Raw genomic sequence first — 25,904 nt, forward strand, 5'->3', positions numbered from 1 at the left:
GGAGTGAGCTTGCTCGCGAAGAAGCCGGTACGACTGACGCAGGTTTCTCACTGAACACTGCTCTCACCGAACACTACTTTTGCGCGCAAGCACGCTCCCACAATCACCGGTGCAGCCGCGTCGTTGGCTTGGCAAATCGATCCAAACGGATATTCCATCAAACTAATCCACCTTCCCAGCGGTCTCTGACTTAATCCCTCCCAGAGCCTGCGCATGCCAAGAGCCGTCAATTTCGCCAAGCGCTGGTTTGCCGAGCGTGGCTGGAAACCGTTCCCTTTCCAGAAAGAGGTTTGGGCCGCTGTGGCTCGCGGCGAGTCGGGTCTGTTGCACGCCAGCACCGGCGCGGGCAAAACCTACTCGGTGTGGTTTGCTGCCCTTAATCAGTTCGCCCGTCCCGCTGCCGAGCTGACGGAGCTGAAGCCGCGCAAGCGCAAGCCGGCAGCGGCGCCGCTCAGCGTGCTGTGGATTACCCCCATGCGAGCGCTGGCAGCCGACACCGCGCGCGCCCTGGAAGGTCCGCTACAGGACCTGCAAATCCCCTGGAGCGTAGGCCTGCGCACCGGTGATACGAGCAGCAGCGAGCGCGCCAAACAGGGCCGACGCCTGCCCTCCGCACTGATCACCACCCCGGAAAGCCTGACGCTGCTGCTCACGCGAGCCGACGCGCAGGCCACCATGTCGACGCTGAAGATGGTGGTCGTGGACGAGTGGCACGAACTCATCGGAAACAAACGCGGTATCCAGTTGCAATTGGCCCTGGCAAGGCTGCGCCAATGGAATCCGCAGCTGGTGATCTGGGGATTGTCCGCAACCCTGGGTAACCAGCAACACGCTCAGCAAGTTCTGGTCGGCGACCATGGCACCACAGTGCACGGCAAGGTGGTCAAGGAACTGATCGTCGACACGCTGCTGCCGCCTTCCATCGAGCGCTTCCCTTGGGCGGGGCACATGGGGCTGCGCATGCTGCCGCAAGTGCTGGCCGAGGTCGACAGCAGCTCCAGCTGCCTGCTCTTCACCAATACCCGGGCACAGTCGGAAATCTGGTATCAGGCATTGCTGGAAGCCCGCCCGGACTGGGCAGGGCTGATCGCACTGCACCACGGTTCGCTCTCGCGGGAGGTCCGCGACTGGGTCGAGCGTGCGCTAAAGGAAGGCCATCTGAAAGCCGTGGTCTGCACCTCAAGCCTTGATCTGGGCGTGGATTTCCTGCCGGTGGAGCGCGTGTTGCAGATCGGCTCCGCGAAAGGCGTCGCCCGGCTGATGCAACGGGCCGGGCGCTCCGGCCACGCGCCGGGGCGACCGTCGCGCGTCACGCTGGTCCCCACCCATAGCCTGGAATTGGTGGAAGCCGCTGCGGCCCGCGACGCTGTTGACGCCCGTTTGATCGAGCCACGCGAATCGCCTCACAAGCCGCTGGACGTACTCGTACAACATTTGGTGAGCATGGCCCTGGGCGGCGGCTTTACCCCTGACGCATTGTTAGCCGAAGTGCGCACCGCCTGGGCCTACCGCGAACTGACCGATGATGAGTGGGAGTGGGCATTGGCGTTCGTCCGCTATGGCGGCCTGTCGCTGACCGCTTACCCTGACTATCGGCGCGTCGAGCCGGACGAGGACGGCATCTGGCGCGTCCCGGATGCACGACTCGCTCGACGCCATCGCATGAGCGTGGGCACCATCGTCAGTGAGGCGAGTATCAACGTGAAGTATTGGAGCAAGGGCGGCGGGGGCGGGTCACTGGGCAGCGTCGAAGAAGGCTTCATCGCACGATTGAAGCCGGGTGATGGTTTTCTGTTCAGCGGTCGCCTGCTCGAACTGGTGCGGGTCGAGAACATGACCGCGTATGTGAAACGCGCGACAACCAAGAAAGCCGCCGTGCCGCGCTGGAATGGCGGACGGATGCCGCTATCCAACGAACTGGCAGACGCGGTGGTGGAGAAATTTGACGCCGCCGCGCGGGGCGATTTCAGCAGCCCTGAAATGCACGTCGTCAGCCCGTTGCTTGAAGTACAACGGCAATGGTCGGCACTGCCGCGCAAAGACACGCTGCTTGCGGAGGTCTTGAAATCCCGTGAGGGCTGGCACTTGTTTATCTACCCCTTCGCCGGTCGACACGTGCATTTGGGTCTGGCCAGCCTGCTCGCGTGGCGTCTGAGCCGCCATACACCGCTGACGTTCTCCATCGCTGTAAACGATTACGGCTTTGAGTTGCTCAGCGCCACCGCCATTGACTGGCACGAACGCCTGACCACGCAGCTGTTTTCCAGCGACGAACTGCTGGCGGATATCATCGCCAGCCTGAATGCCGGTGAACTTGCATTACGCCGCTTCAGGGAGATCGCCCGCATCGCCGGCCTGGTGTTCTCGGGTTATCCCGGTGCTCCCAAAAGCAACCGACAACTTCAGGCATCAAGCGGGTTGTTTTTTGAAGTGTTCAAGCAGTATGACGCGGGAAACCTGTTACTGACCCAGGCTCAGGAAGAGGTGCTGCGCCAGGAGCTCGACGTGGCCCGCCTCGAACAGACCCTCAACCGCATCAACAACCGGACCCTGGATTTGCACGTGATTAAACGCCCTACCCCGATGGCGTTCCCGCTTCTGGTGGAACGCATGCGGGAAAGCCTCAGTACCGAAAAGCTCTCGGACCGCATCGCACGCATGGTCAGCGACCTCGAAAAAGCCGCAGGGCCCGAGATCGTGTCATGACGCCATGTCTTTCGATTCAGCTGGCGGGCGCAGAGCTGTGGTTGCTGGCCGACAAAGCCGTCTATTACCCGGCCGAAAAAGCGCTCTTGATTGCCGATGCCCACTTCGGCAAAGCCGCCGCCTACAGGCGGCTTGGCCAACCGGTGCCCCACGGCACCACAGACGCCAATCTGCAGCGGCTGGACGCGTTGCTTGCCAGCTACGAATGCGACCGGCTGATCTTTCTCGGGGATTTCCTGCATGCGCCCGAATCCCATGCGGCGGGGACACTGGCGGCGATCCAGGCGTGGCGCGACAACCACCCTGACCTCGTGATTACGCTGATTCGCGGCAACCACGACAAACGCGCAGGCGATCCGCCCCCAGAGCTGCGCATGGAGGTGGTTGAGGAGCCCCTGCTGCTGGGGCCGTACGCACTTCAGCACGAACCTGACCCTCATCCGCACCTTCACGTCCTCGCCGGGCACGTACACCCTGCTTATCGCTTGTATGGACGAGGCCGCCAGCGGTTGCGATTGCCGTGTTTCTACATGCTGCCAAAGGTTAGCCTGCTGCCGGCGTTTGGCGCCTTCACTGGAGGGATGAACATTGAGCGAGCCGAGAACAGCAAAGTCTATGTGGTAGGGGACGGCGCGGTATGGGAGGCGATGTAGAGCAACCTGCTGCGATTGTGCGCAGCGACTTGATGGTTTGCGGCGACTTCGAGGCACACCGCGAGACGGCAGCGCCACGCGTCAAAGGCCGAATAAAAGGGGACACGAGGCATGCTAGACCCGCCGATGCAGGGCATCGACGGGAGGGGGAATCAGGCTACCGGAGCGGGTGGCGGCTCGTCGGGTACGGTTGGCACGCCGGGTTCAATCGGTTGATCGTAATCCGGGGTATCGGGGTTGGGCTGGCCGGGAATACCCCCTGCCACCATGTTGACAAGATGTGGATGCGCTAACAGCGACCAAGCCAGCAACCCGACCTGATTGGCACTGGGGTCGATTTCCTTGTTGCTGGTGTTGATTTGTCTCTTCATAGGGCACTCCCGAGCGTTGGCCCCAACCGCATGGTGCGGATGGGAACAGTTCAGTCAGTAGAGTGCGAAATTCGAGACAAATTCATTTCTGACATGACCAATGGCGCGTTTATGTACGTGGCAGTGTCACGCCGCGCTGACCCTGGTACTTGCCGCCGCGGTCTTTGTAAGACACTTCACACTCTTCATCCGACTCAAGGAAAAGCATCTGTGCGACGCCTTCATTGGCATAGATTTTCGCCGGAAGCGTAGTGGTGTTGGAAAATTCCAGAGTGACATGCCCTTCCCACTCCGGCTCAAGCGGCGTGACGTTGACGATGATGCCGCAGCGCGCATAGGTGCTTTTGCCCAGGCAAATGGTCAGCACATTGCGCGGAATTCGGAAATATTCGACGGTACGAGCCAGGGCAAAGGAGTTGGGCGGGATGATGCAGACATCACTTTTGATGTCGACAAAACTTTTTTCGTCGAAATTCTTCGGGTCGACCGTGGCCGAATTGATGTTGGTGAACACCTTGAATTCATCGGCGCAGCGCACGTCGTAGCCATAACTGGACACGCCGAAAGAGATCACCCGATCAGCGCCTTCGCCGCGCACCTGACGCTCCACAAACGGCTCGATCATGCCGTGTTCCTGCGCCATGCGGCGAATCCACTTGTCCGATTTGATGCTCATGGCGGTGTCCTGAATAGCGAGGTGAAAAAGATGTCAGGCATCTTACCGGGCGAATGCTTCGGGTTCAAAGATTGCGCACCGCGGCCGTTAAAGGCGTTGAGCCACCTCAAGAAAAAATCGCAGACAGCCCCTTTGCACATCTGAAAAAAAGGGGTAAGGTGGCTCCACTGTGTTGCTTGTGTCACTGAGAATATCTACACGATGTTGAATTTCGATCCAACCATCTCCAAGAATTTTTCCTGCTCTTTGCACTCAGTCTCGGCCAGGGCACTTCCTGAGTCGCAGTTAACTTTGTCCAAGGAGATACACCATGTCTAATCGCCAAACTGGTACCGTTAAGTGGTTCAACGATGAAAAAGGCTTCGGCTTCATCACTCCACAATCCGGTGACGACCTGTTCGTACACTTCAAAGCTATCCAATCCGACGGCTTCAAAAGCCTGAAAGAAGGCCAACAGGTCTCTTTCATCGCTACCCGCGGTCAGAAAGGCATGCAAGCTGAGGAAGTTCAAGTTATCTAACTTGAGCTGAATCGCTTAGAAAACCCCGCCCTCAAAAGCGGGGTTTTTTTACGCCTGAAGAAAACATAAATCGCGCCCGTAATTAGCGTACGCGACCCGTGCCTGCTGGCTGCTGGCTGCGACATGCCGTTGGCCACGGCACATCGCACAGACAACGCTCAGGTTGGGCGGATCAATCGTCGCTTACAGAGATGTCGGGCATGGGGGCGGATACCGATTCCTGCAGTACGATACGCGCGCCGACGTGGCGAGCGAGCTCCTGATACACCATCGCAATCTGACTTTCGGGCTCGGCCATCGCAGTGGGCTTGCCGCCATCGGCCTGCTCCCGGATCAGCATGGACAGGGGCAGCGATGCCAGCAGTTCGACGCCGTACTGAGTTGCCAGCTTCTCCCCACCGCCCTCGCCAAACAAATGCTCCGCATGCCCGCAATTGGAGCAGATGTGTACCGCCATGTTTTCCACAACGCCCAACACCGGAATGTTGACCTTGCGGAACATCTCCACGCCTTTCTTCGCGTCCAGCAATGCGAGGTCCTGTGGGGTCGTTACGATCACCGCGCCGGCAACCGGGACTTTCTGCGCCAGAGTCAGCTGAATATCGCCGGTACCAGGGGGCATATCGATCACCAGGTAATCCAGATCATTCCACGCGGTCTGGGTCACCAGCTGAAGGAGGGCTCCGGAAACCATCGGCCCTCGCCAGACCATCGGGGTGTTGTCGTCGGTCAGAAACGCCATGGACATCACTTCAATGCCGTGGGCTTCTATCGGGACGAACCACTTCTGGTCCTTGATCTTCGGGCGGGTGCCCTCGGCAATGCCGAACATGACCCCCTGACTGGGCCCGTAAATATCGGCGTCCAGAATACCGACACGAGCGCCCTCGCGAGACAGTGCCAAGGCAAGATTTGCCGCGGTCGTCGATTTACCAACGCCGCCTTTCCCCGAGGCCACGGCAACGATGTTCTTCACGTTGGCCAGGCCGGGAATTTGCCCTACTGCCTTGTGGGGCCGGATGACTGTCGTTATCTGCACGCTGGCCGATGCGACGCCATCCAGGCCCTCAATGGCCATCTGCAGCGTCTGCGCCCAGCCATTTTTGAACAGCGCTGCGGCATAGCCGAGCTCCAGATGCACGCTGACGCTGCCGCCGTCGATTTCGATAGCGCGCACACATCTCGCGCTGACAGGGTCCTGATTCAGATAAGGATCGGTGTACTGGCGAAGGACCGCTTCCACCGTTGCGCGATTGACTGCGCTCATGGCTGACTCCCTAAAAAGACTGATAAAACAGGCGGCCATCCTACCTTGTCTGCCAGGCAAGAGCGCAATGAGCTGCCCTTTCAGGTTGATAGGCAGATTCCCACATGCTGCGCGGGATGAAAAAAAACGCTCAGGCCTTTATAGTGGCCGACCTCCGTTTCACTTCAAGTAGCCGAGCCCAATGTCCGAGCCACGCAAGATTCTCGTCACCAGCGCCCTGCCCTATGCCAATGGTTCCATCCACCTGGGCCACATGCTCGAGTACATCCAGACCGACATGTGGGTGCGCTTTCAGAAGCACCGCGGCAATCAGTGCATCTATGTCTGCGCGGACGACGCTCATGGTTCGGCCATCATGCTGCGCGCCGAAAAAGAAGGCATCACGCCAGAGCAACTGATCGCCAACGTGCAGGCCGAACACAGTGCCGACTTTGCCGACTTCCTGGTGGACTTCGACAATTTCCATTCGACCCACGCTGATGAAAACCGTGAACTGTCGAGCCTGATCTACACCCGTCTGCGCGACGCCGGCCACATCGCCACCCGTTCGGTAACCCAATATTTCGACCCGGAAAAGAAAATGTTCCTGGCCGACCGCTTCATTAAAGGCACCTGCCCCAAATGCGGCACGGAAGACCAGTACGGCGACAACTGCGAAAAATGCGGCGCCACCTACGCCCCGACTGACCTTAAAGACCCCAAGTCTGCGATTTCCGGTGCGACCCCAGTGCTACGCGACTCGAAGCATTTCTTCTTCGACTTGCCTGCCTTTGACGCCATGCTCAAGAGCTGGACGCGCAGCGGCACACTGCAGGACGCCGTGGCCAACAAACTGTCCGAATGGCTGGACTCAGGCCTACAGCAGTGGGACATCTCACGCGATGCGCCTTACTTTGGCTTCGAAATACCCGATGAGCCAGGCAAGTATTTCTATGTATGGCTGGATGCTCCAATTGGCTACATGGCGAGCTTCAAGAACCTCTGCGCGCGCCGACCGGAGCTGGATTTCGACGCATTCTGGCGCAAGGACTCGACCACCGAGCTCTATCACTTCATCGGCAAGGACATCGTCAATTTTCACGCGCTGTTCTGGCCGGCCATGCTCGAAGGCTCAGGGTTCCGCAAGCCGACCGGCATCAACGTCCACGGCTACCTGACAGTCAACGGTCAGAAGATGTCGAAATCGAGGGGCACCTTCATCAAGGCGCGCACGTACCTTGAGCATCTGTCCCCGGAATACCTGCGCTACTACTACGCAGCCAAACTGGGCCGTGGCGTCGACGATCTGGACCTGAACCTTGAAGACTTCGTGCAGAAGGTCAACTCCGACCTGATCGGCAAAGTGGTGAATATCGCCAGCCGCTGCGCGGGCTTCATCCAGAAAGGCAACGCCGGGCTGCTGGTAGCCGGAAATGCAGCGCCCGAATTGACCGACGCTTTCCATGCAGCAGCGCCGAGCATTGCCGAAGCCTACGAGGCCCGCGACTTCGCCCGGGCAATGCGGGAAATCATGGCGCTGGCCGACCGCGCAAACGCCTGGATCGCCGACAAGGCGCCGTGGTCGCTCGCCAAGCAGGAAGGCAAACATGACGAGGTTCAGGCGATCTGCGCTCTGGGCATCAACCTGTTCCGTCAGTTGGTGATCTTCCTCAAGCCGGTACTGCCGAACCTTGCAGCCGACGCCGAGCTGTTTCTTAACGTGGCGCCATTGAACTGGGACGATCACCAGACCCTGTTGAGCGATCATCAGCTCAACCCGTTCCAGCCGTTGATGACACGTATAGACCCTGCCAAGGTGGAAGCCATGACCGACGCATCGAAGGAAGACCTCGCCGCCAGCGCCACTGACACGGGCGCCGCCCCACAGGGCAATGGAGAACTTGCGAAAGATCCGCTCTCCCCGGAGATCGATTTCGACGCCTTTGCAGCCATCGACCTGCGCGTCGCGCTGATCGAGAAGGCCGAGCATGTAGAGGGAGCCGACAAGTTGCTGCGTCTGACTCTGGATATCGGTGACGAGAAGCGCAACGTGTTCTCCGGTATCAAGAGCGCCTACCCCAACCCAGCCGAGCTGGAAGGGCGTATGACGATGATGATCGCCAACCTGAAACCGCGGAAAATGCGCTTCGGCATTTCCGAAGGCATGGTCATGGCGGCAGGCCCCGGCGGCGAAGAAATCTACCTGCTGAGCCCCGACAGCGGTGCCAAACCCGGTCAGCGCATCAAATAATCCTGTCTTTGGTTACCCCTGAACGTAGTCGACGGCCCGCTGGGGTCGTCGACCTGGTCCGAGCATGAGCCTGATTCAGCGCATCGACGCCCTGCTCCCGCAAACCCAATGCGGGAAATGCGGCCACCCAGGCTGCAAGCCGTACGCCGAAGGCATTGCCCAAGGCGAAGCCATCAACAAATGTCCGCCCGGTGGCCACGAGACCATCGCCGCACTGGCTCGCCTGCTGGATGTGCCTGTGCTGCAGCTGGATCTGGCACGTGGCAGCGCACCGTCGCAGGTCGCGTTCATTCGCGAAGCGGAATGTATCGGGTGCACCAAGTGCATACAGGCCTGTCCGGTGGACGCCATCATGGGTGCCGCCAAGCTGATGCATACTGTCATCGTTCAGGAATGCACCGGCTGTGACCTGTGCGTAGCCCCCTGCCCGGTCGATTGCATTGATCTGCTGCCATTGTCGGCAACCTCCGTGTCGCTCACTGGCGACAGTGCCGAAGGTCACGGGCAACGTGCCGCCAGGGACGTCAGACGAAATCGCGCGCGACAGCGCTACGAGGCTCGTACCGCTCGCCTGCATCGCCAGGATCAGCATCGCCAGGCCGAGCGTCAGGCGCGACTGCAAAGGACCGCAGTGCCTGTCGCTACGCAACCGGGACCTGCACAGGCGGCCCTTGAGCGCATACGCGCGAAGCCAAAGACGGGCGGCGATGCTGCTCTGAAACAGGCTCGCGCGCAGGTCGCCATGAGCAGGGCTCAATTGCTGAAGTCGCTGAAAGCTTTCGGTCATCCACCCATCGCCGAACAAGCCGCACAGCTCGTGCAACTGCAACGCGGACTTGAAGAAGCGGAATACGCCTTGGCGCAACTGCAAAGCCAGACCGCTGTGCCGGCTCAGGAACCGCCTACTCCATGAATGCAACAAAACGCCTTGAGATCTTCCGCCGCCTGCACGAAGACAACCCCGACCCCAAAACCGAACTGGCCTATACCACGCCTTTCGAGTTGCTGATCGCTGTCATTCTCTCAGCCCAGGCCACTGACGTCAGCGTCAACAAGGCTACGGCCCGGCTGTACCCGGTCGCCAATACGCCTCAGGCCATCTATGCGCTGGGGGTTGAAGGGCTGTCTTCCTACATAAGGACGATCGGTCTTTACAACAGCAAGGCACGCAACGTGATTGAGACGTGCCGCCTGTTGGTTGAATTGCACGGGGGTGAGGTGCCGCAGACCCGCGAAGCGCTCGAAGCCCTGCCCGGCGTGGGCCGCAAGACCGCAAACGTCGTGTTGAATACGGCGTTTCGCCAGTTGGCAATGGCCGTCGATACGCACATCTTCCGAGTCAGCAACCGCACCGGGATCGCACCGGGGAAGAACGTGGTGGAAGTGGAGCACAAATTGATGAAATTCGTGCCCAAAGATTACCTGCTTGATGCGCATCACTGGCTGATTCTGCACGGCCGTTACGTCTGTATAGCGCGCAAGCCAAGGTGTGGCAGCTGCCGTATCGAAGACTTGTGCGAGTACAAGGCAAAGACCTCGGACGATTGATCAATAGCGCCATAGGCCCGTGATCGATTAAAAAAATCTTTTTTACCCGCTCCGGGTTTGTCGCTATAAGAGGCGCCAACGACCGTTCACGCCTGGGGCAGATTCATGAGCGATGAAAAAGACACAATCGAGGTTGACGACGACTTCGTCGTAGAGGAACCGGATGAAACGCCGCCCGTCCCGGTTGAAACCGCCAAAACCAACCTCAGCAAGCGCCGAACCATTGATAACCTGCTGGAAGAACGCCGCTTGCAACGGCAGTTGGCGGATTACGATTTCGACCTCTGAGTGACGTCTGCGACGGCTTGCCTGACGGCCTCTCAACCCGAAGAGGCCGGCGTTGCAGGCGCAGACCGATTGGACCGCTGCGCAACCTGTCGCGCGCCCCTGTCATCACACCAGCCCGTTGCGTTGAGCAAGCTCGATGAGGTCGACCAGAGAGTGGGCATTGAGCTTCAGCAACAAACGCGTTTTGTAGGTGCTGACGGTCTTGTTGCTCAGAAACATCCCGTCGGCGATTTCCTTATTGGTCTTTCCACGCGCCAGCTGCTGTAACACCATCATCTCGCGGCCCGACAAGCGATCGACCATCTCCGCTTCACTGGCGTTGCCAAGACTGGAGCGCACGGTATGCAGCGCCTGATTCGGAAAATAGCTGTAGCCCGAGAGCACGGCCTTGATGGCGCTGAGCAACTCGGTGAGATCCTGCTGTTTGCAGACGTAGCCTGCGGCACCGGCCTGCATGCAGCGCATTGAAAAATGCCCGGGCGCCTGTGAGGTGAGTATCAGCACCTTGAACGCCAGTGTCATTGCCGACAATCGGGCGATGACCTCAAGACCGTCGAGTTTGGGAATGCCGATGTCCAGAATGACAATATCCGGCAAATGCTCGCGCGCCAACTGCAGCGCATCCACGCCGTTATCCGTCTCGGCAATGACTTCGTAGCCATGACGTTCCATCAACATGCGTACGGCGAGCCTAATGACAGGGTGATCATCCACGATCAACACTTTATTCATGAGCAGTCCATTCTTCGCTGTTCGAATTTTCAGAGCCCGCACAATAGCTTAGTCGTTTAGTGCTTTGCATGGCGCTCCTCCCTGCAGACTGGCAGGCAAAGACCTTTCTCACTCAACCAACAGAAAAATCCTACAAAACCTGCCCTATCCGCGCTATTTATGACGATGATCAATTGTTCCTCAGTACCTGACAGCATTATTCCTGAGATCGCAAGTGGTAATTTGTTTTAAAGCCTGAAGACGCCATACATGTCCGAGTATATGAGGCGTGTCGGAAGCTGGTCAGTCCTGGGTACCTCTGATGGAAAACCCGTGACAGTGCAAAGCGTCCCTGGCGCCCTTTCTCATGAAAGACGCGGCCGCCTTTTTGAGGAAGGGCATGACGCGTTCTGCCACGGCGCATCGGCGCTGTGTGTGTGTGTGTGTGTGTGTGTGGTAGCGCCTCAGCATATGCCCATCTCGGCGGGCCGCCAGCAAACAAAAATCAGAAAGTATTGCAGAGCAGGCCTGTAACTGTGACACGCACACACTTGGTACAAATAGACTGGCCCTGTGGACGTGTTCTATTACATATCGAGCACTCGAAATAACCTACAGAGGCCTCAGAAATTTCCCAACACACAAACGCAACTTTCAACACTCTCCGTGAATTGAATACCCCTCTCTATCTCGAATGACCATCTTCCGGGATCCGTCCAGCAGAACACCAGCCGAAGAACAACCAAGGCCTCATAACGTATGAAGTTTAAATACAGGGCGGGTCCGCCACTCACGTAATAGCAACCCGACAATAACATCCAGCATTTTTTTGCGTTTCCAGAAAAATACTACATAACTAACGGACTGATATTACCGCCCAATAGTTTTCGGACAGATATAAAAAAACAAACTCGTTATTTTTTGGCTTTTTACTTGCCAAACCTATTACCAGTCGTTGCTTTTTGGGCATCCATATAGCGCAACCCTTATTAGTTCCTGACGCTCATCGCAATAACCCTATATGCGGATATAAGGCAGGCGTACTTGAAGCAGCGATGTGCGCGCACATTTTATCCGCATGAAGACATCATCCAACGTTTAAACGCTCTTGCGGGCCACGCTGTGCCCGCCTGCAGATTTGTTTAGATCGGTGCATTCAAAGGAACCCACCATGACCAAGAAAATAAAATATTCCATCGACGTCAGCAGTGCCCCTGAAAAGCTCGCCGAGGCGGTCGAGCACTACGTGTCTCAAGGTGGCGTCATCAAGGTGATCGCCGAAGGAGAGTCGCGGGAGGCCGAGGCATCAAGAACTGCCAGAGAGGCTGATCCCGAAGCCGAGCTATGCGCAAAGGTCGATCTGCTCAGAGGTCTGGTGGCAAAGGGCGCCGGCGTTGCTGCGCTGCAGTATTCGCTGCGGATGAACCAGAGGGAGATCAAGCGACTGGCGAGCGAAAACGGCCTCAAGATACGGTGTTGCCAGCCTGTTCGGCGGGCTCGCCCTAATCGAACGAGAGGTGTGGCGACCCTGAACGATGCCACGGCCGGGCATGCCATGCATTATTCGGCGCTGGGCTATACCGTGCCTGAAATCGCGCAACTGTTAGGGCTGAGCGTGCGCGATGTATGGGACATCGGCAAAGCCTATCGATTCGAGTTTAAAACAACTTTGCAAAAAGACTCGGGTAACGCCAGCCAAGAGGACAATCAGCCAACGTGATCGTATGAGAGGGATTCGGATGAAAGAGACGTTTGCTTTCGCAAGCCAGGAGGCTGGCGGTCGTTAGTCCAGCTGGGGCAGCTGGCAGGAGCAATTGATAGCGCTGGGAGGCGCGAGTAACACGTGCGGCCGCAAAGGGGCCGCACGTGTTCAGACCGGCAGTCAGAACAACTTGCGGTTCTTGTTTGCGGCGATGCGCATGCGCAATGCGTTGAGCTTGATGAAGCCCGCTGCGTCGGCCTGGTTGTAAGCGCCGCCGTCTTCTTCAAACGTCGCAATGTTGGCATCGAACAGTGAATCGTCGGACTTGCGGCCGGTGACGATCACGTTGCCTTTATAGAGCTTCAGGCGCACAACGCCGTTTACATGCGCCTGAGAAGCATCGATCATTTGCTGCAGCATAAGGCGCTCCGGACTCCACCAGTACCCGGTGTAGATCAGGCTGGCGTACTTGGGCATCAGCTCATCCTTGAGGTGAGCCACTTCGCGGTCCAGAGTGATCGACTCGATCGCCCGGTGAGCCCTGAGCATAATGGTGCCGCCCGGGGTTTCGTAGCAACCGCGCGACTTCATGCCGACGTAGCGGTTCTCGACGATATCCAGGCGACCGATGCCATGCTCGCCGCCGATGCGGTTGAGCGTCGCAAGTACAGTGGCAGGGGTCATCTCGACGCCGTCCAGCGCCACGATATCGCCGTTGCGGTAGGTAAGCTCAAGGTACTGCGCTTTATCCGGCGCGTTTTCCGGCGAAACGGTCCACCGCCACATGTCTTCTTCGTGCTCGGTCCAGGTATCTTCCAGCACGCCGCCTTCATACGAGATGTGCAGCAGGTTGGCGTCCATCGAGTACGGAGATTTCTTTTTACCGTGGCGCTCGATTGGAATCGCGTGTTTCTCGGCGTAGTCCATCAGCTTCTCGCGTGACAGCAGGTCCCACTCGCGCCACGGTGCGATGACTTTCACGCCAGGCTTGAGCGCGTATGCACCCAGTTCGAAACGCACCTGGTCGTTCCCCTTGCCGGTGGCACCGTGGGAGATCGCATCGGCACCTGTTTCGTTGGCGATTTCGATGAGGCGTTTGGCGATGAGAGGACGGGCAATCGAAGTCCCCAGCAGGTATTCGCCTTCGTAGACGGTATTGGCGCGGAACATCGGGAAGACGAAGTCGCGTACGAACTCTTCGCGCAGGTCGTCGATGTAGATTTCCTTGACGCCCATGGCCTGAGCCTTGGCGCGCGCAGGCTCGACCTCTTCGCCCTGACCCAGGTCAGCGGTGAACGTCACCACTTCGCAGTTGTACGTATCTTGTAGCCACTTGAGGATTACCGATGTATCCAGGCCACCGGAATACGCGAGAACTACCTTGTTTACGTCCGCCATGCCATCACTCCAACGCGTTGTACGGAAAACCGACGAGTCTACCGTTCACGCAGGGGAATTTACAGTGTCGCGACAGCTTCTGATGCCAAAGCGACAGATTCTGTCAGTCAAACGACCTGGGCAACCGTCATCACAGGGGTTTTACTGGCGTGGCGTTCGCGGCCGTAACCGGCGCTGTCGCCGGGCCTGAGTTGGCAGCGGGTGCGGGCGATGGCGCCGGCACGGGGACAGGTGCAGGTGTGGCAGGCGCAGCGGCTGGCGGCACCGCAACAGGCTGCTGCGCCACTCGGTCCAGGTGAATATTGACCCGCCGATTGCGCGCCCGATTGGCATTGTTGGTGTTCGGCGCCAATGGGTATTGCTCGCCGTGGAAGCGCAGGGTGATCTGCTCCTCGGGCACGCCCTGGGCTTTCAGATAGTCCATGACCGACAACGCGCGACGTCGTGACAGATCGCGGTTGGTCAGCCGGTTGCCGCTGTTATCGGAGTGGCCGTCGAGTTCGATGTGATTAACCGTCGGGTCCGCCTTCATATAAGCGAGGACGGTATCCAGCTTGCGTTTGGCGGACGCGTCCAGCTCGATGCCGCCACCCGGAAAGCCGATCTCTGATTGCCGCACCTGATCGAAATTCATCGGCAGCAACTTGGCCGTACACGCTTGAAAGTCGCCGTAAGCCTTGCTGAATTTGACTGGCAGAAGGCGAACTTCCATCGCGCCGCCACCATCACGCAATGCGTGACGAATGACCGGGCTGCGGCCTTCCATCAGTCCTGCAATCAAACGTGAGGCCTGGGCCTGATTGGTGTTGAACGGAATCTCGCCGTTGCCGACCTTTACCGCGCCAAGGTTGAGATCACTGCGCCCCGGCTGCCATGGCGCCGCAGCAGCAATCAAGGTTGCGGACCCGGACGCCAGACTGTAACCATTTGCCTTCAGCCGGAATGTCGACTGCTCGCCCGCGCGCCGCACGAACTCACCTGCACCGAAGTCGGTGATGGGCTGCGTCAGTCTGCATTCGAACAGGTCGCCTTCCACCTTCCACTCAATATTCTCCAGACGGGTCTGGAAAGTGAGCGCCATGGCCGGCAGGCTGGCAAACGCGCTGAGCAGGGCTAGATATCGCTGGCGCACGGGAGGCTCCACTAAATTCACGCATAACAAGATTTATGACTTACACGTGGCTATCGGTTAGTTCCTGCAAAACTTGATAGCGGGTGCCTGGAAGAGTCTTTTCCGGTAGCATTCCCGCGAGTTTGACCCGCCTGGAATTCCCAATGTCCGAACGCCTGACCCTTCTGCGCCCCGACGACTGGCATATCCATCTTCGAGATGGCGCTGTTTTGCCTCACACCGTCGCGGACGTAGCGCGCACTTTTGGCCGCGCGATCATCATGCCGAACCTGGTGCCCCCGGTACGCAACGCAGAGCAAGCGGATGCCTATCGCCAGCGTATCCTTGCCGCTCGCCCGCAAGGCAGCCGCTTCGAGCCACTGATGGTGCTTTACCTGACCGACCTGACGCAGCCCGAAGAAATTCATGCCGCCAAGGCCAGCGGGTTTGTGTATGCCGCCAAGCTGTATCCGGCAGGCGCTACCACCAACTCCGATTCCGGGGTGACCAGCGTCGGCAAGATCTTCCCGGTCCTGGAAGCCATGGCTGAAGCCGGCTTGCCGCTGCTCATTCACGGTGAGGTCACCCGCGGTGACATCGACGTGTTCGACCGCGAAAAGATTTTCATCGATGAGCACATGCGTCGTGTCGTCGAGCGTTTTCCGACGTTGAAAGTGGTGTTCGAACACATCACCACCGCTGACGCCGTGCAGTTCGTTAATGAGGCGTCGGCTAATGTGGGCGCTACCATTACAGCCCATCATTTGCTGTACAACCGTAACCACATGCTGGTGGGCGGGATTCGACCGCACTTCTACTGCCTGCCGATTCTCAAGCGCAACACTCATCAGGTTGCCCTGCTCGATGCTGCCACCAGCGGCAGCAGCAAGTTCTTCCTGGGGACCGATTCCGCACCGCATGCGCAGCACGCCAAAGAAGCGGCCTGCGGCTGCGCCGGCTGTTACACCGCGTATGCCGCCATCGAGCTCTACGCCGAGGCGTTCGAGTCGCGCAATGCGCTGGACAAGCTCGAAGGTTTCGCCAGTCTGCACGGCCCGGCTTTCTATGGCCTGCCGACCAACACCGACACCATTACCCTGGTTCGTGACGAGTGGACGGCACCCGCCAGCCTGCCGTTTGGCGAGCTTTCCGTTATCCCGCTGCGCGCCGGTGAAACACTGCGCTGGCGTCTGCTGGAGGAACACGCGTGAGTGAAGAACATTACGAAGACGAGCAGGAAGGCTCCGGCGGCGGTACAGGCTCCCGGCACCCTATGGCGGCCCGCTTCCGCGGCTACCTGCCTGTTGTAGTCGACGTTGAAACAGGCGGTTTCAACTGCGCCACCGACGCGTTGCTCGAAATCGCTGCTACGACGATCGGCATGGACGAGAAAGGCTTTGTGTTCCCGGACCATACCTATTTTTTCCGCGTAGAGCCTTTTGTAGGCGCCAACATCGAAGCGGCGGCTCTTGAGTTCACCGGCATCAAGCTGGATCACCCGCTGCGCATGGCGGTGAGTGAAGAAACGGCGCTGACGGATATCTTTCGTGGCATCCGCAAGGCGCTGAAGGCTAACGGTTGCAAGCGCGCGATTCTGGTCGGTCACAATGCCAGCTTCGATCTGGGCTTTCTCAACGCAGCGGTTGCGCGGCTGGACATGAAGCGTAATCCGTTTCACCCGTTCTCCAGCTTCGACACAGCTACTCTGGCGGGCCTGGCGTATGGCCAGACTGTCCTGGCAAAAGCGTGCCAGTCGGCAGACATCGACTTCGACGGCCGGGAAGCGCATTCCGCCCGGTATGACACAGAGAAGACCGCCGAACTGTTCTGCGGCATCGTCAACCGCTGGAAAGAAATGGGCGGCTGGCACGACTTCAACGACTGAGTCGATGTCGCTGTGCAATGAATGAATGAACCGGCCTAAGTGGCCGGTTTTTTTATGGGACGGAGATCGAAAGGCAGTGATCGGCTCAAACTCCGTCAGTGCCCGGACCGGCCCCTTCCCGGCTAAAGCCGGTCCCACTAAAAGCAGCGCGTGCATTCAGCGAGACCGGCTACGGGTGACGCGGAGCGTCACAGGATGCATGCCCACGCAGAGCGCGGGAACGATCAAACGACGTTCAGCGTCCCGACTGGCCCTTCCCGGCTGAAGCCGGTCCCACTAAAAAGCACGTCGCGTATAACCCGTGGGACCGGCTTCAGCCGGGAAGCTCTTGTACTGCTTCTGATCTGCTCTTGATCTGCTCTTGATCTCCTCTTGATCCGCTCTTGATCTTCTTACGCAAAAGGCTCAGTCACCGCAGAACGCGACTTGGGTGCAGGCTGAACGCAGTTCTCGCGGAGTGGGTCGAGCCGCATGGATGCGGCGAGAGCGCCGTCAGGACATGGATGTCCGTTCGGCGCGGGCCCACGGAGCGAGACCGAAGTGAAGGAACCCTGACGAAGGAAGGGCCCAACCGGGAGCAGGCACCCTTGGTTACTTGGGGTGCTTTTCCAAGTAACTCGCCGAAGGCGAAACAGTTCTGCCGTTAGGCAGAACTCCTCACTGCCGCAGCCGACCACTCATCGGCCGTCACATGAACAACGCTGAGTAGTTTTGACAAGCATTCTCATTAACATTAGTATCCGTCGCATTGAGCCAATCACTCAGCGACGGTTTCTTATATGTATGTTTGCCTCTGCCAAGGTGTGACCGACGGACAAATCCGTGAAGCAATCATGGACGGATGCTGCAGCTATCGTGACGTTCGCGAGACCCTGGGTGTCGCCAGTAAATGCGGGAAATGCGCCTGCCTGGCGAAAGAAGTCGTCCGGGAAACCCTGACCGAGCTGCAAAGCAGTCACGCTCACCTTGCCTATCCCGCAGAATTTTCAGCCGCTTGATCCAAGAGTTTTCTACAAAACCGGACCCTGTCCGGTTTTTTTATGCCTTTAATTCAATTGCTTAGCGACAAGATGCGGAACACAAACATTCTTATTCCTATTTATTTTCACTTATTATTCAATAACTTAGGTTTGACAGACTTATAGACGGGGCTCAGACTTGCCGTCTGTATTACCTATACCTTCGACAGGACCCGATCATGAAAGGCGACATCACAGTCATCCAGCATCTCAACAAGATCCTCGGTAACGAGCTGGTCGCGATCAATCAGTACTTCCTGCATGCACGCATGTACGAAGACTGGGGCCTGAACAAGCTGGGCAAGCACGAGTACCACGAATCCATCGACGAAATGAAACACGCTGACAAGCTGATCAAGCGCATCCTGTTCCTGGAAGGCCTGCCCAACCTGCAAGACCTGGGCAAGATCCTGATCGGCGAGCACACCAAAGAGATGCTGGAGTGCGACCTGCGGATCGAGCGCAAGGGTCATGCTGACTTGAAGGCCGCTATCGCGCATTGCGAAACCGTGGGCGACTTCGGCAGCCGCGAGATGCTGGAAGATATCCTCGAATCCGAGGAAGAGCACATCGACTGGCTCGAAACCCAGCTGGGTTTGATCGACAAGGTCGGCATCGAAAATTACCTGCAGTCGCAGATGGGCGAGGAAGGCTGATTTCAGCCCCTTACCCAATAAAAAGCCCCGCTTCTCGGCAGAGAGCGGGGCTTTTTTACGACTGCCCTAATCAGGCAGTGGTGTTCTTCGCAACAGCGTCTTTCACCAGCTTCTGCAGCGAACCGTCAGCCTGCATTTCAGTGATGATGTCGCTACCGCCGACCAGCTCACCGTCTACCCACAGTTGCGGGAAAGTCGGCCAGTTGGCGTACTTCGGCAGATTGGCGCGGATTTCCGGGTTCTGCAGGATATCGACGTATGCGAACTTTTCGCCGCACGCCATCAGCGCCTGAGAAGCCTTGGCCGAGAAGCCGCACTGCGGGGCATTCGGAGCGCCTTTCATGTAAAGCAGAACGGTGTTGCTGGCAATCTGATCTTTGATCGTTTCGATAATATCCATGGAGCACCTCGGCTAAACTTTACGACTGTATATGTCGACACGGTGGCGCATTCTAAACGATTCCCCGGCATAACGCTCGGACCTGGCCATAATCGCCCTGACAAATATGATGGGCGTCATGCCGCTGCGACAGTGACCGGGACGCCGTTCAGTACAGCGTTTCCCGAGACCGCATCCAGGGCTCGCTCGTCGGTCAGGTCATTGGCACTTTGCCCCGGCTGGGCAGCGGCGATGTCCATTTTCACCCCGGGACGGCCATGACCCCAGCCGTGAGGCAAGCTGACGACACCGCGCATCATCTCCGCGCTGCTCATTACCTGAACCTTAATCGCCCCCACCCTTGAGCTGACTCTGGCTTGCTGTCCGTCGATCAAACCGCGACTTGCCATATCGTCAGGGTGCATCAGCAATTGATGCCGCGGCTTGCCTTTCACGAGACGATGATAATTGTGCATCCATGAATTGTTGCTGCGCACATGTCGCCGGCCAATGAGCACCAGCTCGTCGACCTTGGGCAACGGCTGCACAGCGAAACGGGCGAGATCGGCGAGGATCACGGGCGGTGCTGCCTGTATGCGCCCGTTGACGGTCTTGAGGCGTGCGGCGAGATTCGGTTTGAGCGCGCCGAGGTCCAGGCCGTGGGGGTGGTTCGCCAGTGTGGCAAGGGACAACTTCAGCGGCGACCCATCGCCGTAGAACCCGGCACGCAACCCCCTGTCCACCATCTGCGCCGGAGGTATCGTAGGCTTTAGCTCGCGCCCGGTGATGCGCGCGAACGCTTCGGCAAGTCCGACGAAAATCTCCCAGTCGTGCAGCGCACCCTGCGGCTTGGCGAGAATGGCGCGGTTGAAGCGGGTCACGTTGCGCACGGCGAACATGTTGAAGGTGGTGTCGTAGTGGTCGTTCTCAAGCGCCGACGTCGAGGGCAGGATGAGATCCGCGTGTCGGGTGGTCTCGTTGATATACAAATCCACGCAAACCATGAATTCCAGCGACGCCAGCGCGGTATCAAGCTGACGGCCGTTGGGTGTCGACAGCACCGGGTTGCCGGCGACTGTAATCAGCGCCCTCACCTGCCCCTCGCCTGGCGTGAGCATTTCCTCGGCCAGCGCCGACACAGGGAGTTCGCCGCCATACTCGGGCAGCTGCGAGACGCGGCTCTGCCAGCGGTTGAAACTGCCGCCGGAAGTGGAGGCCACCAGATCCAGCGCGGGTTCGGTGCACAGGGCACCACCAACGCGATCGAGATTGCCGGTCACCAGGTTGATCAGTTGCACCAGCCAGTGGCACAGCGTGCCGAACGCCTGGGTGGAGATGCCCATGCGTCCGTAACACACTGCGCGTTCAGCGGCTGCAAAGTCGCGCGCCACTTGCCGGATTTGCTCGGCGGGTACGCCGCAGCGTGGGCTCATGCTCTCTGCATTCATCGCGCCGACAGCCTGGCGCACGATGTCCAGGCCATCGACGGGCAAGTGGCCTTCTCGGGTTAGGCGTTCGGCAAACAGGGTGTGCAACACGCCAAACAAAAACGCTGCGTCGCCGCCGGGGCGGATGAACAGGTGCTGATCGGCGATGGCTGCGGTCTCACTGCGGCGCGGATCAACAACCACCACCTTGCCGCCGCGCGCCTGGATTGCTTTGAGCCGTTTTTCAACGTCCGGGACAGTCATGATGCTGCCGTTGGATGCCAGCGGATTACCGCCAAGGATGAGCATGAAATCGGTATGGTCGATGTCGGCAATCGGCAATCGGCAATAGCAGGCCGTGGCCGTACATAAGGTGGCTGGTCAAGTGGTGGGGTAGTTGGTCCACGGAAGTGGCGGAGTATCGATTGCGCGTTTTCAGCAACCCGAGGAAATAGTTGCTGTGGGTCATTAGCCCATAGTTATGCACGCTGGGATTGCCCTGATACACCGCCACCGCGTTTTGGCCATGAAGCGCCTGAATCTCGGAAAGCCGCCGGGCGATCAGATCGAACGCGGCCTGCCATTCGATCGGTTCCCAGTCATTGCCGTTGCGCAGCATGGGCTGGCGAAGGCGGTCGGGGTCGTTCTGAATATCTTGCAGCGCTACGGCTTTGGGGCAGATGTGCCCGCGACTGAAGGTGTCCTGCGCATCGCCCTTGATCGAGGTGATCAGGGTGGTGGCATCGTCTTGCACGGTGGTTTCGAGGGTGAGGCCGCAAATCGCCTCGCACAGATGGCAGGCACGGTGGTGGAGAGTCTTGGTCATCGCCAGTCTCGAGTTTTTATAGGGCGATCAGCGTGATCGCGGATACAAAACTATGAGACTCGTCATGCGGATGCGCCAGAGGTGTCACTGCCGTGAATCGAGCGGCATCAGGCGAGCCGATAGCCCGCCTGATTATGAAGCGTTATTCAGGAAGCGGAGCCGCCGATAGGGGTGACCACTTTGCGCTGCATCTGTACCTCATGGACTGTCTCGATCTGCTCTTGCGAGAGCTGGACCCCCGTGAGTTCGCCAATCAGCCGCCAATGCTCGTCAAGGCCGGCGCTGATGGTTGCCATGCGGTCGATCATGCGGCGCCCCGCAGAACGTGTGACTTCATCTTCGCTGCGCATCAGTTCGAACGACATCGAGGTCATCGAAGCCGTGAGGTGCGTAAGGGTTCGAGCCGTAAGGCCGAGAAGTTCCGTCAATTGCTGCTCTTTTGAATCCATTCCCCACCTCTTTTGGAGGACATAAGCGGCCTTTATAACCCACGCCGATGGTTTAGGAAACGTCCGGGTTTCCGCGGCGTGAAGCGTGTCGCATAAGGCTGCGCAGTGGTTTGCGACTATTACGGATCGGGCAGCAATCCCGACAGCGCCAATTGGCGTGAAGGAAGGCTGGCCGAGCAGGATACATGCGATGGCGAATGGCCGTCGATGACATGGAACTGTAGCACTTCGTTACATGAAAAGCGTCCTGAGAACGCCGGTTTCAGGCTACCGAACGTCCGAACACTCAATTCCGTCCAGGCGCCCCTTGGCATCAGGCGACATTTTCTTATACCCTCGCGCCTTCCCTATTCGTCGCCCCGTGCGGCTTACGCCGCAGGTCTCGCCCGTTTTTCTGAAAAAACCCGGCTTTGAGGATCTGCGGTCTGTTGCAGACAAGGTAGTTAATAATGAGCGCAAGGCACTTTCTCTCGATGATGGACTACACCCCCGCTGAGCTGGTCGGGGTGATTCGTCGCGGCGTTGAGCTGAAGGACCTGCGAAACCGAGGCGTTCTGTTCGAGCCCTTGCGCGGCCGCATCCTGGCGATGATTTTCGAGAAATCCTCGACGCGCACACGGGTCTCGTTCGAAACCGGGATGATCCAACTGGGCGGGCAGGCCATTTTTCTCTCGCCCCGAGACACCCAGCTTGGCCGTGGCGAACCCATTGCCGACGGCGCGCGCGTCATGTCGCGGATGGTCGATGCGGTGATGATCAGAACCTTCGCTCACAGCAACCTCATCGAGTTCGCCACCCATTCGCGCGTGCCCGTAATCAACGGCCTGTCCGATGACCTTCACCCGTGTCAACTGCTGGCGGACATGCAAACGTTCCTCGAACACCGGGGCTCTATCCAGGGCAAAACCGTGGCGTGGATCGGTGACGGCAACAACATGTGCAACAGCTATATAGAAGCGGCGATCCAGTTCGACTTTCAGCTGCGCGTCGCGTGCCCCGAGGGCTACGAACCCAGCGCGCAGTTCCTCGCCCTGGCCGGTGACCGCGTGACCTTGACCCGCGATCCCTACGAAGCCGTCAAAGGTGCGCATCTGATCAGCACCGATGTATGGACCTCCATGGGACAGGAAGAAGAAGCCGCCAAGCGTCTGGCGTTGTTCAAGCCGTTTCAGGTTAACCGTGAAATGCTCGACCGGGCCGCCACTGACGTGCTTTTCATGCATTGCCTGCCAGCCCACCGTGGTGAAGAGATCAGCGTTGACCTGCTCGATGACCCACGCTCGGTTGCCTGGGATCAGGCAGAGAACCGCCTGCATGCGCAGAAGGCTTTGCTCGAATTCCTGGTGGCTCCGGCCTACACCCCGGCATGAGTCATCCCCTGCTCCTGACATTGCATCATCTGGCCTGTGGCTATGAGGACCAACGGGTGGTGCAGAATCTCAATCTGCACTTGAATGCCGGCGACATCGGCTGCCTGCTGGGGTCCTCGGGCTGCGGCAAGACCACTACCCTGCGCGCCATCGCCGGATTCGAGCCAGTGCATGAGGGGCAGATCACATTGGCGGGTGAAGTCATTTCCAGGGCCGGGTTTACGCTCGCACCGGAGAAGCGCCGGATCGGCATGGTGTTTCAGGACTACGCCCTGTTTCCGCACCTCACTGTCGCCGACAACATTGCCTTCGGCATCCGTAATCACCCGCGCCAGAAGCAGGTGGTTGAGGAGATGCTCGAACTGGTCAATCTGGGCGCGCTGGGCAAACGTCATCCCCATGAGCTCTCTGGCGGTCAACAACAGCGGGTGGCGCTGGCCCGAGCGCTGGCACCCGAGCCGCAGCTGTTACTGCTCGACGAGCCTTTCTCCAATCTGGATGGCGAGTTGCGCCGTCGTCTGAGCCACGAGGTTCGAGACATCCTCAAGGCCCGGGGCACCAGCGCGATTCTGGTGACCCATGATCAGGAAGAAGCGTTCGCGGTGAGCGACCACGTCGGGGTCTTCAAAAACGGTCGGCTGGAACAATGGGACACGCCTTACAACCTTTATCACGAGCCGGCCACGCCTTACGTCGCCAGTTTCGTAGGCCAGGGCTACTTCATCCGCGGCCAGATGATCGACGCCGAATCGGTGCAAACCGAATTGGGCGTGCTGAGGGGTAATCGGGCCTATGCAGGCGCGCGCGGGACGCCGATGGACGTACTGTTACGCCCTGACGACATCGTCTATGCGCCAGACAGCCCGATCAGAGCCCGCGTGGCGAGCCTGACATTCCAAGGCGCAGCCACCCTCTACCGCTTGCAACTGCCGACCGGCACGCAGCTGGAGGCGTTATTCCCCAGCCACGTAGACTTGCGCCCCGGCGATCAGGTCGGCTTCCAAGTCTCAGCCGAACACCTGGTCCTGTTTCCGGCCTCGGGCAGCGTGCCGTTGCATCACGATGTAGCGGTCTGAAAGCAGCTTGAAAGCGACCTGAACGTCCTCTCGGATCAAATTGAGAGCGATCAGAACCCCGGCACCATCCGCAGCGGCCTCACGTCATCCCAGCATCAACGTGCCGCTGGCGACCAGAGTTGCATGGCCGCCGATTTTGACGCGGTCGCCCTCCAGCCGGCAGAACAACTCCCCGCCCCTCGCAGACGCCTGATAACCGGTCAGACTGAACTTGTTCAAACGTGCAGACCAGTAAGGGATCAGGCTGCAGTGCGTCGACCCGGTGACAGGGTCCTCATTGATGCCGATGGCTGGCGCAAAATAGCGTGAGACGAAGTCGTAACGCACACCATCACCCTTGGCGGTGACGATCACGCCGGGCCAGGGCAGACGGGCAATGGCGGCGAAGTCCGGCTTGCAGTCACGGACCGCCTGCTCGGACTCCAGCACAACCAGCAGCTCCGCAGCGCCAAGCACGTCCACCACTTCAATGCCCAGAGCACGCTCTATCTCCACCGTCACACCGAGTTCACTGGGCGGCATGGAGGGAAAGTCCAGAATCAGCCGGTTGTGATCGCGGCTTACGCTCAGGGGGCCGGACTTGCCGATGAACTGGATGACCTCGGCCTTCTCTCCGTACTTTTCGAACAGCACAAAGGCGCTGGCCAACGTCGCGTGCCCGCACAGCGGCACTTCATGGGTCGGGGTGAACCAGCGAATGTGCCAGCCCTGTGCCTCGCGAACCAGAAACGCGGTTTCAGACAAATTGTGCTCGGCAGCAATCTGCTGCATCAACTGGTCGGAAAGCCAGGCGTCGAGGCGGTAGACCATCGCCGGGTTGCCCGCGAAGGAACGGTCGGTGAACGCGTCGACCTGGTGGAATTCAAGCTGCATGGAAGGCATCCCCGAGTGAAGGAAAGCGGCAACCCGATGCGGTTGCCGCAGAAAGGCGACGAACAGTGCCGCATGTAAAGGCCAGACATTTCTGGCAAGCCCTGCTGATCATTCGCGACCAATCCGGGCAAAGCTCGCACCGGTGTGCTCTGCAAGTACTGCGGCCGGCAGCTCGACTTCAAGGCCGCGTCGACCAGCGCTGACATAAATGGTAGCGAACGGTTGGGCAGACTCATCAATAAAGGTACGCAACCGTTTCTTCTGCCCCAGCGGGCTGATACCGCCCAGTAAATAGCCTGTTGCTCGCTGCGCGGCGGCCGGGTCGGCCATCTCTGCCTTTTTTGCACCCGCAGCATGGGCCAGCGCTTTCAGATCCAGCGAGCCCACGACCGGCACCACGGCGACCAGCAGCTCACCTTTTTCCGTGCTGGCCAGGAGCGTTTTGAACACTTGGGCAGGGGCCAGACCGAGCTTTTCCGCCGCCTCCAGCCCATATGACGCAGCTTTGGGGTCGTGCTCATAACTGTGCACGCGATGTTCGGCGCGAACCTTTTTCAGTAAATCCAATGCAGGGGTCATGCAGCACTCCAGACGACCAGACACTTTCTTGTTAGCTGCCCACACTTTAGGCCATCGGTTATCGAAATGCCTGCATTCCTGAAGGCGTTATCCACTAATATCGGCGGCTGGAAGCATGACTCGGCAGCGTTCATTTTCGACCTTTGACAAGGTTCGTTTACGTCTATATTTTTTCGAATACGAA

At 58.9% G+C, this 25,904-nt stretch carries 23 protein-coding genes and 2 pseudogenes; 14 read left to right on the forward strand and 11 right to left on the reverse strand.

The window, feature by feature from the left end:
- Window positions 1–213: 213 nt before the first annotated feature.
- Window positions 214–2,706 carry a ligase-associated DNA damage response DEXH box helicase gene (locus LT42_RS10815; protein WP_037012273.1) on the forward strand — a complete coding sequence of 831 codons (2,493 nt, stop codon included), beginning with the start codon at window positions 214–216 and terminating at the stop codon, window positions 2,704–2,706.
- Complete coding sequence (pdeM, locus tag LT42_RS10820) at window positions 2,703–3,359, forward strand: ligase-associated DNA damage response endonuclease PdeM (RefSeq protein ID WP_037012276.1); 657 nt, start codon at window positions 2,703–2,705, stop codon at window positions 3,357–3,359. The genes LT42_RS10815 and pdeM overlap by 4 nt, the downstream gene beginning before the upstream one ends.
- A 152-nt stretch (window positions 3,360–3,511) precedes the next feature.
- Here pdeM and LT42_RS10825 read toward each other — a convergent pair whose 3' ends face one another.
- Together LT42_RS10825 and dcd are read right to left on the reverse strand one after the other, a co-directional pair.
- Window positions 3,512–3,730: a hypothetical protein gene (locus tag LT42_RS10825; RefSeq protein ID WP_052075224.1), complete on the reverse strand. Its 219-nt coding sequence runs from the start codon at window positions 3,728–3,730 to the stop codon at window positions 3,512–3,514.
- Window positions 3,731–3,839: 109 nt separating this feature from the next.
- A complete protein-coding gene (dcd, locus tag LT42_RS10830; RefSeq protein ID WP_002554836.1) occupies window positions 3,840–4,406 on the reverse strand; it encodes a dCTP deaminase in 567 nt (188 codons plus the stop codon).
- Window positions 4,407–4,716: 310 nt separating this feature from the next.
- On the opposite strand from dcd, the gene LT42_RS10835 reads away from it, so the two are divergent.
- Entirely contained in the window at window positions 4,717–4,926 is a 210-nt protein-coding gene (locus LT42_RS10835) for a cold-shock protein (RefSeq protein WP_002554837.1), read from the forward strand.
- A 172-nt stretch (window positions 4,927–5,098) separates the two neighbouring features.
- Here LT42_RS10835 and apbC read toward each other — a convergent pair whose 3' ends face one another.
- The gene (gene apbC / locus LT42_RS10840; RefSeq protein WP_037012279.1) at window positions 5,099–6,193 is read right to left on the reverse strand and encodes an iron-sulfur cluster carrier protein ApbC; all 1,095 of its coding nucleotides are present in this window, start codon (window positions 6,191–6,193) and stop codon (window positions 5,099–5,101) included.
- 181 nt (window positions 6,194–6,374) lie between these two features.
- Here apbC and metG point away from each other — a divergent pair, with 181 nt between their 5' ends.
- The 4 genes and pseudogenes from metG (at window position 6,375) to LT42_RS10860 (ending at window position 10,259) form a co-directional block, all read left to right on the forward strand.
- A complete protein-coding gene (gene metG, locus LT42_RS10845; protein ID WP_037012281.1) occupies window positions 6,375–8,423 on the forward strand; it encodes a methionine--tRNA ligase in 2,049 nt (682 codons plus the stop codon).
- Between the two features lie 64 nt (window positions 8,424–8,487).
- A pseudogene (gene rsxB, locus LT42_RS10850) lies at window positions 8,488–9,333 on the forward strand (electron transport complex subunit RsxB); the annotation flags it as partial.
- Window positions 9,333–9,971 carry an endonuclease III gene (gene nth / locus LT42_RS10855; protein WP_037012283.1) on the forward strand — a complete coding sequence of 213 codons (639 nt, stop codon included), beginning with the start codon at window positions 9,333–9,335 and terminating at the stop codon, window positions 9,969–9,971. The pseudogene rsxB and the gene nth, both read left to right, overlap by 1 nt.
- Window positions 9,972–10,076: 105 nt before the next feature.
- Complete coding sequence (locus LT42_RS10860; protein ID WP_037012284.1) at window positions 10,077–10,259, forward strand: PA3496 family putative envelope integrity protein; 183 nt, start codon at window positions 10,077–10,079, stop codon at window positions 10,257–10,259.
- Window positions 10,260–10,364: 105 nt separating this feature from the next.
- On the opposite strand, the gene LT42_RS10865 is transcribed toward LT42_RS10860, so the two are convergent.
- The gene (locus LT42_RS10865; protein WP_037012286.1) at window positions 10,365–10,991 is read right to left on the reverse strand and encodes a response regulator transcription factor; all 627 of its coding nucleotides are present in this window, start codon (window positions 10,989–10,991) and stop codon (window positions 10,365–10,367) included.
- A 1,150-nt stretch (window positions 10,992–12,141) separates the two neighbouring features.
- Between LT42_RS10865 and LT42_RS10870 the strand changes: the two genes are divergently transcribed.
- On the forward strand, window positions 12,142–12,690 hold the full coding sequence (locus LT42_RS10870; protein ID WP_052075226.1) for a hypothetical protein: 549 nt from the start codon (window positions 12,142–12,144) through the stop codon (window positions 12,688–12,690).
- Between the two features lie 162 nt (window positions 12,691–12,852).
- Here the strand turns inward: LT42_RS10870 and LT42_RS10875 are convergent, their stop codons facing one another.
- Window positions 12,853–14,070 carry an argininosuccinate synthase gene (locus LT42_RS10875; protein ID WP_037012287.1) on the reverse strand — a complete coding sequence of 406 codons (1,218 nt, stop codon included), beginning with the start codon at window positions 14,068–14,070 and terminating at the stop codon, window positions 12,853–12,855.
- A gap of 130 nt (window positions 14,071–14,200) precedes the next feature.
- Window positions 14,201–15,202 (reverse strand): flagellar protein MotY, encoded by a 1,002-nt coding sequence (locus LT42_RS10880; protein WP_052075227.1) that lies wholly within the window; start codon window positions 15,200–15,202, stop codon window positions 14,201–14,203.
- 143 nt (window positions 15,203–15,345) lie between these two features.
- Here LT42_RS10880 and pyrC point away from each other — a divergent pair, with 143 nt between their 5' ends.
- The 4 genes from pyrC to bfr all read left to right on the forward strand — a co-directional run bounded on the left by pyrC (window position 15,346) and on the right by bfr (window position 18,741).
- Window positions 15,346–16,392, forward strand: coding sequence for a dihydroorotase (pyrC, locus tag LT42_RS10885; protein WP_037012289.1), 1,047 nt, complete (start codon window positions 15,346–15,348; stop codon window positions 16,390–16,392).
- A complete protein-coding gene (gene rnt / locus LT42_RS10890) occupies window positions 16,389–17,066 on the forward strand; it encodes a ribonuclease T (protein WP_037012290.1) in 678 nt (225 codons plus the stop codon). Before pyrC ends, rnt begins: the two co-directional genes overlap by 4 nt.
- Before the next feature lie 779 nt (window positions 17,067–17,845).
- Window positions 17,846–18,064 carry a bacterioferritin-associated ferredoxin gene (locus LT42_RS25270; RefSeq protein ID WP_081955349.1) on the forward strand — a complete coding sequence of 73 codons (219 nt, stop codon included), beginning with the start codon at window positions 17,846–17,848 and terminating at the stop codon, window positions 18,062–18,064.
- Window positions 18,065–18,264: 200 nt separating this feature from the next.
- Window positions 18,265–18,741 carry a bacterioferritin gene (gene bfr, locus LT42_RS10895; protein ID WP_037012292.1) on the forward strand — a complete coding sequence of 159 codons (477 nt, stop codon included), beginning with the start codon at window positions 18,265–18,267 and terminating at the stop codon, window positions 18,739–18,741.
- Window positions 18,742–18,811: 70 nt separating this feature from the next.
- On the opposite strand, the gene grxD is transcribed toward bfr, so the two are convergent.
- The 3 genes and pseudogenes from grxD to LT42_RS10910 all read right to left on the reverse strand — a co-directional run bounded on the left by grxD (window position 18,812) and on the right by LT42_RS10910 (window position 21,822).
- Complete coding sequence (gene grxD, locus LT42_RS10900) at window positions 18,812–19,141, reverse strand: Grx4 family monothiol glutaredoxin (protein ID WP_037012293.1); 330 nt, start codon at window positions 19,139–19,141, stop codon at window positions 18,812–18,814.
- Between the two features lie 116 nt (window positions 19,142–19,257).
- Window positions 19,258–21,373 (reverse strand): annotated as a pseudogene (locus LT42_RS10905) (molybdopterin oxidoreductase family protein).
- 146 nt (window positions 21,374–21,519) lie between these two features.
- The gene (locus LT42_RS10910) at window positions 21,520–21,822 is read right to left on the reverse strand and encodes a hypothetical protein (protein ID WP_037012294.1); all 303 of its coding nucleotides are present in this window, start codon (window positions 21,820–21,822) and stop codon (window positions 21,520–21,522) included.
- Between the two features lie 449 nt (window positions 21,823–22,271).
- Here LT42_RS10910 and argF point away from each other — a divergent pair, with 449 nt between their 5' ends.
- Together argF and LT42_RS10920 are read left to right on the forward strand one after the other, a co-directional pair.
- Entirely contained in the window at window positions 22,272–23,192 is a 921-nt protein-coding gene (argF, locus tag LT42_RS10915) for an ornithine carbamoyltransferase (RefSeq protein ID WP_037012296.1), read from the forward strand.
- Window positions 23,189–24,268, forward strand: coding sequence for an ABC transporter ATP-binding protein (locus LT42_RS10920; protein WP_037012298.1), 1,080 nt, complete (start codon window positions 23,189–23,191; stop codon window positions 24,266–24,268). The genes argF and LT42_RS10920 overlap by 4 nt, the downstream gene beginning before the upstream one ends.
- Window positions 24,269–24,352: 84 nt before the next feature.
- On the opposite strand, the gene LT42_RS10925 is transcribed toward LT42_RS10920, so the two are convergent.
- Together LT42_RS10925 and ybaK are read right to left on the reverse strand one after the other, a co-directional pair.
- Window positions 24,353–25,141 (reverse strand): PhzF family phenazine biosynthesis protein, encoded by a 789-nt coding sequence (locus tag LT42_RS10925; RefSeq protein ID WP_037012300.1) that lies wholly within the window; start codon window positions 25,139–25,141, stop codon window positions 24,353–24,355.
- A gap of 108 nt (window positions 25,142–25,249) precedes the next feature.
- The gene (gene ybaK / locus LT42_RS10930) at window positions 25,250–25,720 is read right to left on the reverse strand and encodes a Cys-tRNA(Pro) deacylase (RefSeq protein WP_037012302.1); all 471 of its coding nucleotides are present in this window, start codon (window positions 25,718–25,720) and stop codon (window positions 25,250–25,252) included.
- Window positions 25,721–25,904 lie beyond the last annotated feature (184 nt).

The sequence above is a fragment of the Pseudomonas lutea genome (assembly GCF_000759445.1).
Classification (GTDB): Bacteria; Pseudomonadota; Gammaproteobacteria; order Pseudomonadales; family Pseudomonadaceae; genus Aquipseudomonas; species Aquipseudomonas lutea.

Coding starts and splice junctions, on each gene's coding strand:
- apbC (WP_037012279.1), bottom strand. CDS start 6,193: ATGAGCGCAGTCAATCGCGCAACGGTGGAAGCGGTCCTTCGCCAGTAC.
- LT42_RS10815 (WP_037012273.1), top strand. CDS start 214: ATGCCAAGAGCCGTCAATTTCGCCAAGCGCTGGTTTGCCGAGCGTGGC.
- grxD (WP_037012293.1), bottom strand. CDS start 19,141: ATGGATATTATCGAAACGATCAAAGATCAGATTGCCAGCAACACCGTT.
- LT42_RS10860 (WP_037012284.1), top strand. CDS start 10,077: ATGAGCGATGAAAAAGACACAATCGAGGTTGACGACGACTTCGTCGTA.
- nth (WP_037012283.1), top strand. CDS start 9,333: ATGAATGCAACAAAACGCCTTGAGATCTTCCGCCGCCTGCACGAAGAC.
- LT42_RS10825 (WP_052075224.1), bottom strand. CDS start 3,730: ATGAAGAGACAAATCAACACCAGCAACAAGGAAATCGACCCCAGTGCC.
- LT42_RS10865 (WP_037012286.1), bottom strand. CDS start 10,991: ATGAATAAAGTGTTGATCGTGGATGATCACCCTGTCATTAGGCTCGCC.
- LT42_RS10875 (WP_037012287.1), bottom strand. CDS start 14,070: ATGGCGGACGTAAACAAGGTAGTTCTCGCGTATTCCGGTGGCCTGGAT.
- argF (WP_037012296.1), top strand. CDS start 22,272: ATGAGCGCAAGGCACTTTCTCTCGATGATGGACTACACCCCCGCTGAG.
- LT42_RS25270 (WP_081955349.1), top strand. CDS start 17,846: ATGTATGTTTGCCTCTGCCAAGGTGTGACCGACGGACAAATCCGTGAA.
- LT42_RS10835 (WP_002554837.1), top strand. CDS start 4,717: ATGTCTAATCGCCAAACTGGTACCGTTAAGTGGTTCAACGATGAAAAA.
- LT42_RS10925 (WP_037012300.1), bottom strand. CDS start 25,141: ATGCAGCTTGAATTCCACCAGGTCGACGCGTTCACCGACCGTTCCTTC.
- LT42_RS10920 (WP_037012298.1), top strand. CDS start 23,189: ATGAGTCATCCCCTGCTCCTGACATTGCATCATCTGGCCTGTGGCTAT.
- LT42_RS10910 (WP_037012294.1), bottom strand. CDS start 21,822: ATGGATTCAAAAGAGCAGCAATTGACGGAACTTCTCGGCCTTACGGCT.
- metG (WP_037012281.1), top strand. CDS start 6,375: ATGTCCGAGCCACGCAAGATTCTCGTCACCAGCGCCCTGCCCTATGCC.
- bfr (WP_037012292.1), top strand. CDS start 18,265: ATGAAAGGCGACATCACAGTCATCCAGCATCTCAACAAGATCCTCGGT.
- LT42_RS10870 (WP_052075226.1), top strand. CDS start 12,142: ATGACCAAGAAAATAAAATATTCCATCGACGTCAGCAGTGCCCCTGAA.
- ybaK (WP_037012302.1), bottom strand. CDS start 25,720: ATGACCCCTGCATTGGATTTACTGAAAAAGGTTCGCGCCGAACATCGC.
- pdeM (WP_037012276.1), top strand. CDS start 2,703: ATGACGCCATGTCTTTCGATTCAGCTGGCGGGCGCAGAGCTGTGGTTG.
- pyrC (WP_037012289.1), top strand. CDS start 15,346: ATGTCCGAACGCCTGACCCTTCTGCGCCCCGACGACTGGCATATCCAT.
- dcd (WP_002554836.1), bottom strand. CDS start 4,406: ATGAGCATCAAATCGGACAAGTGGATTCGCCGCATGGCGCAGGAACAC.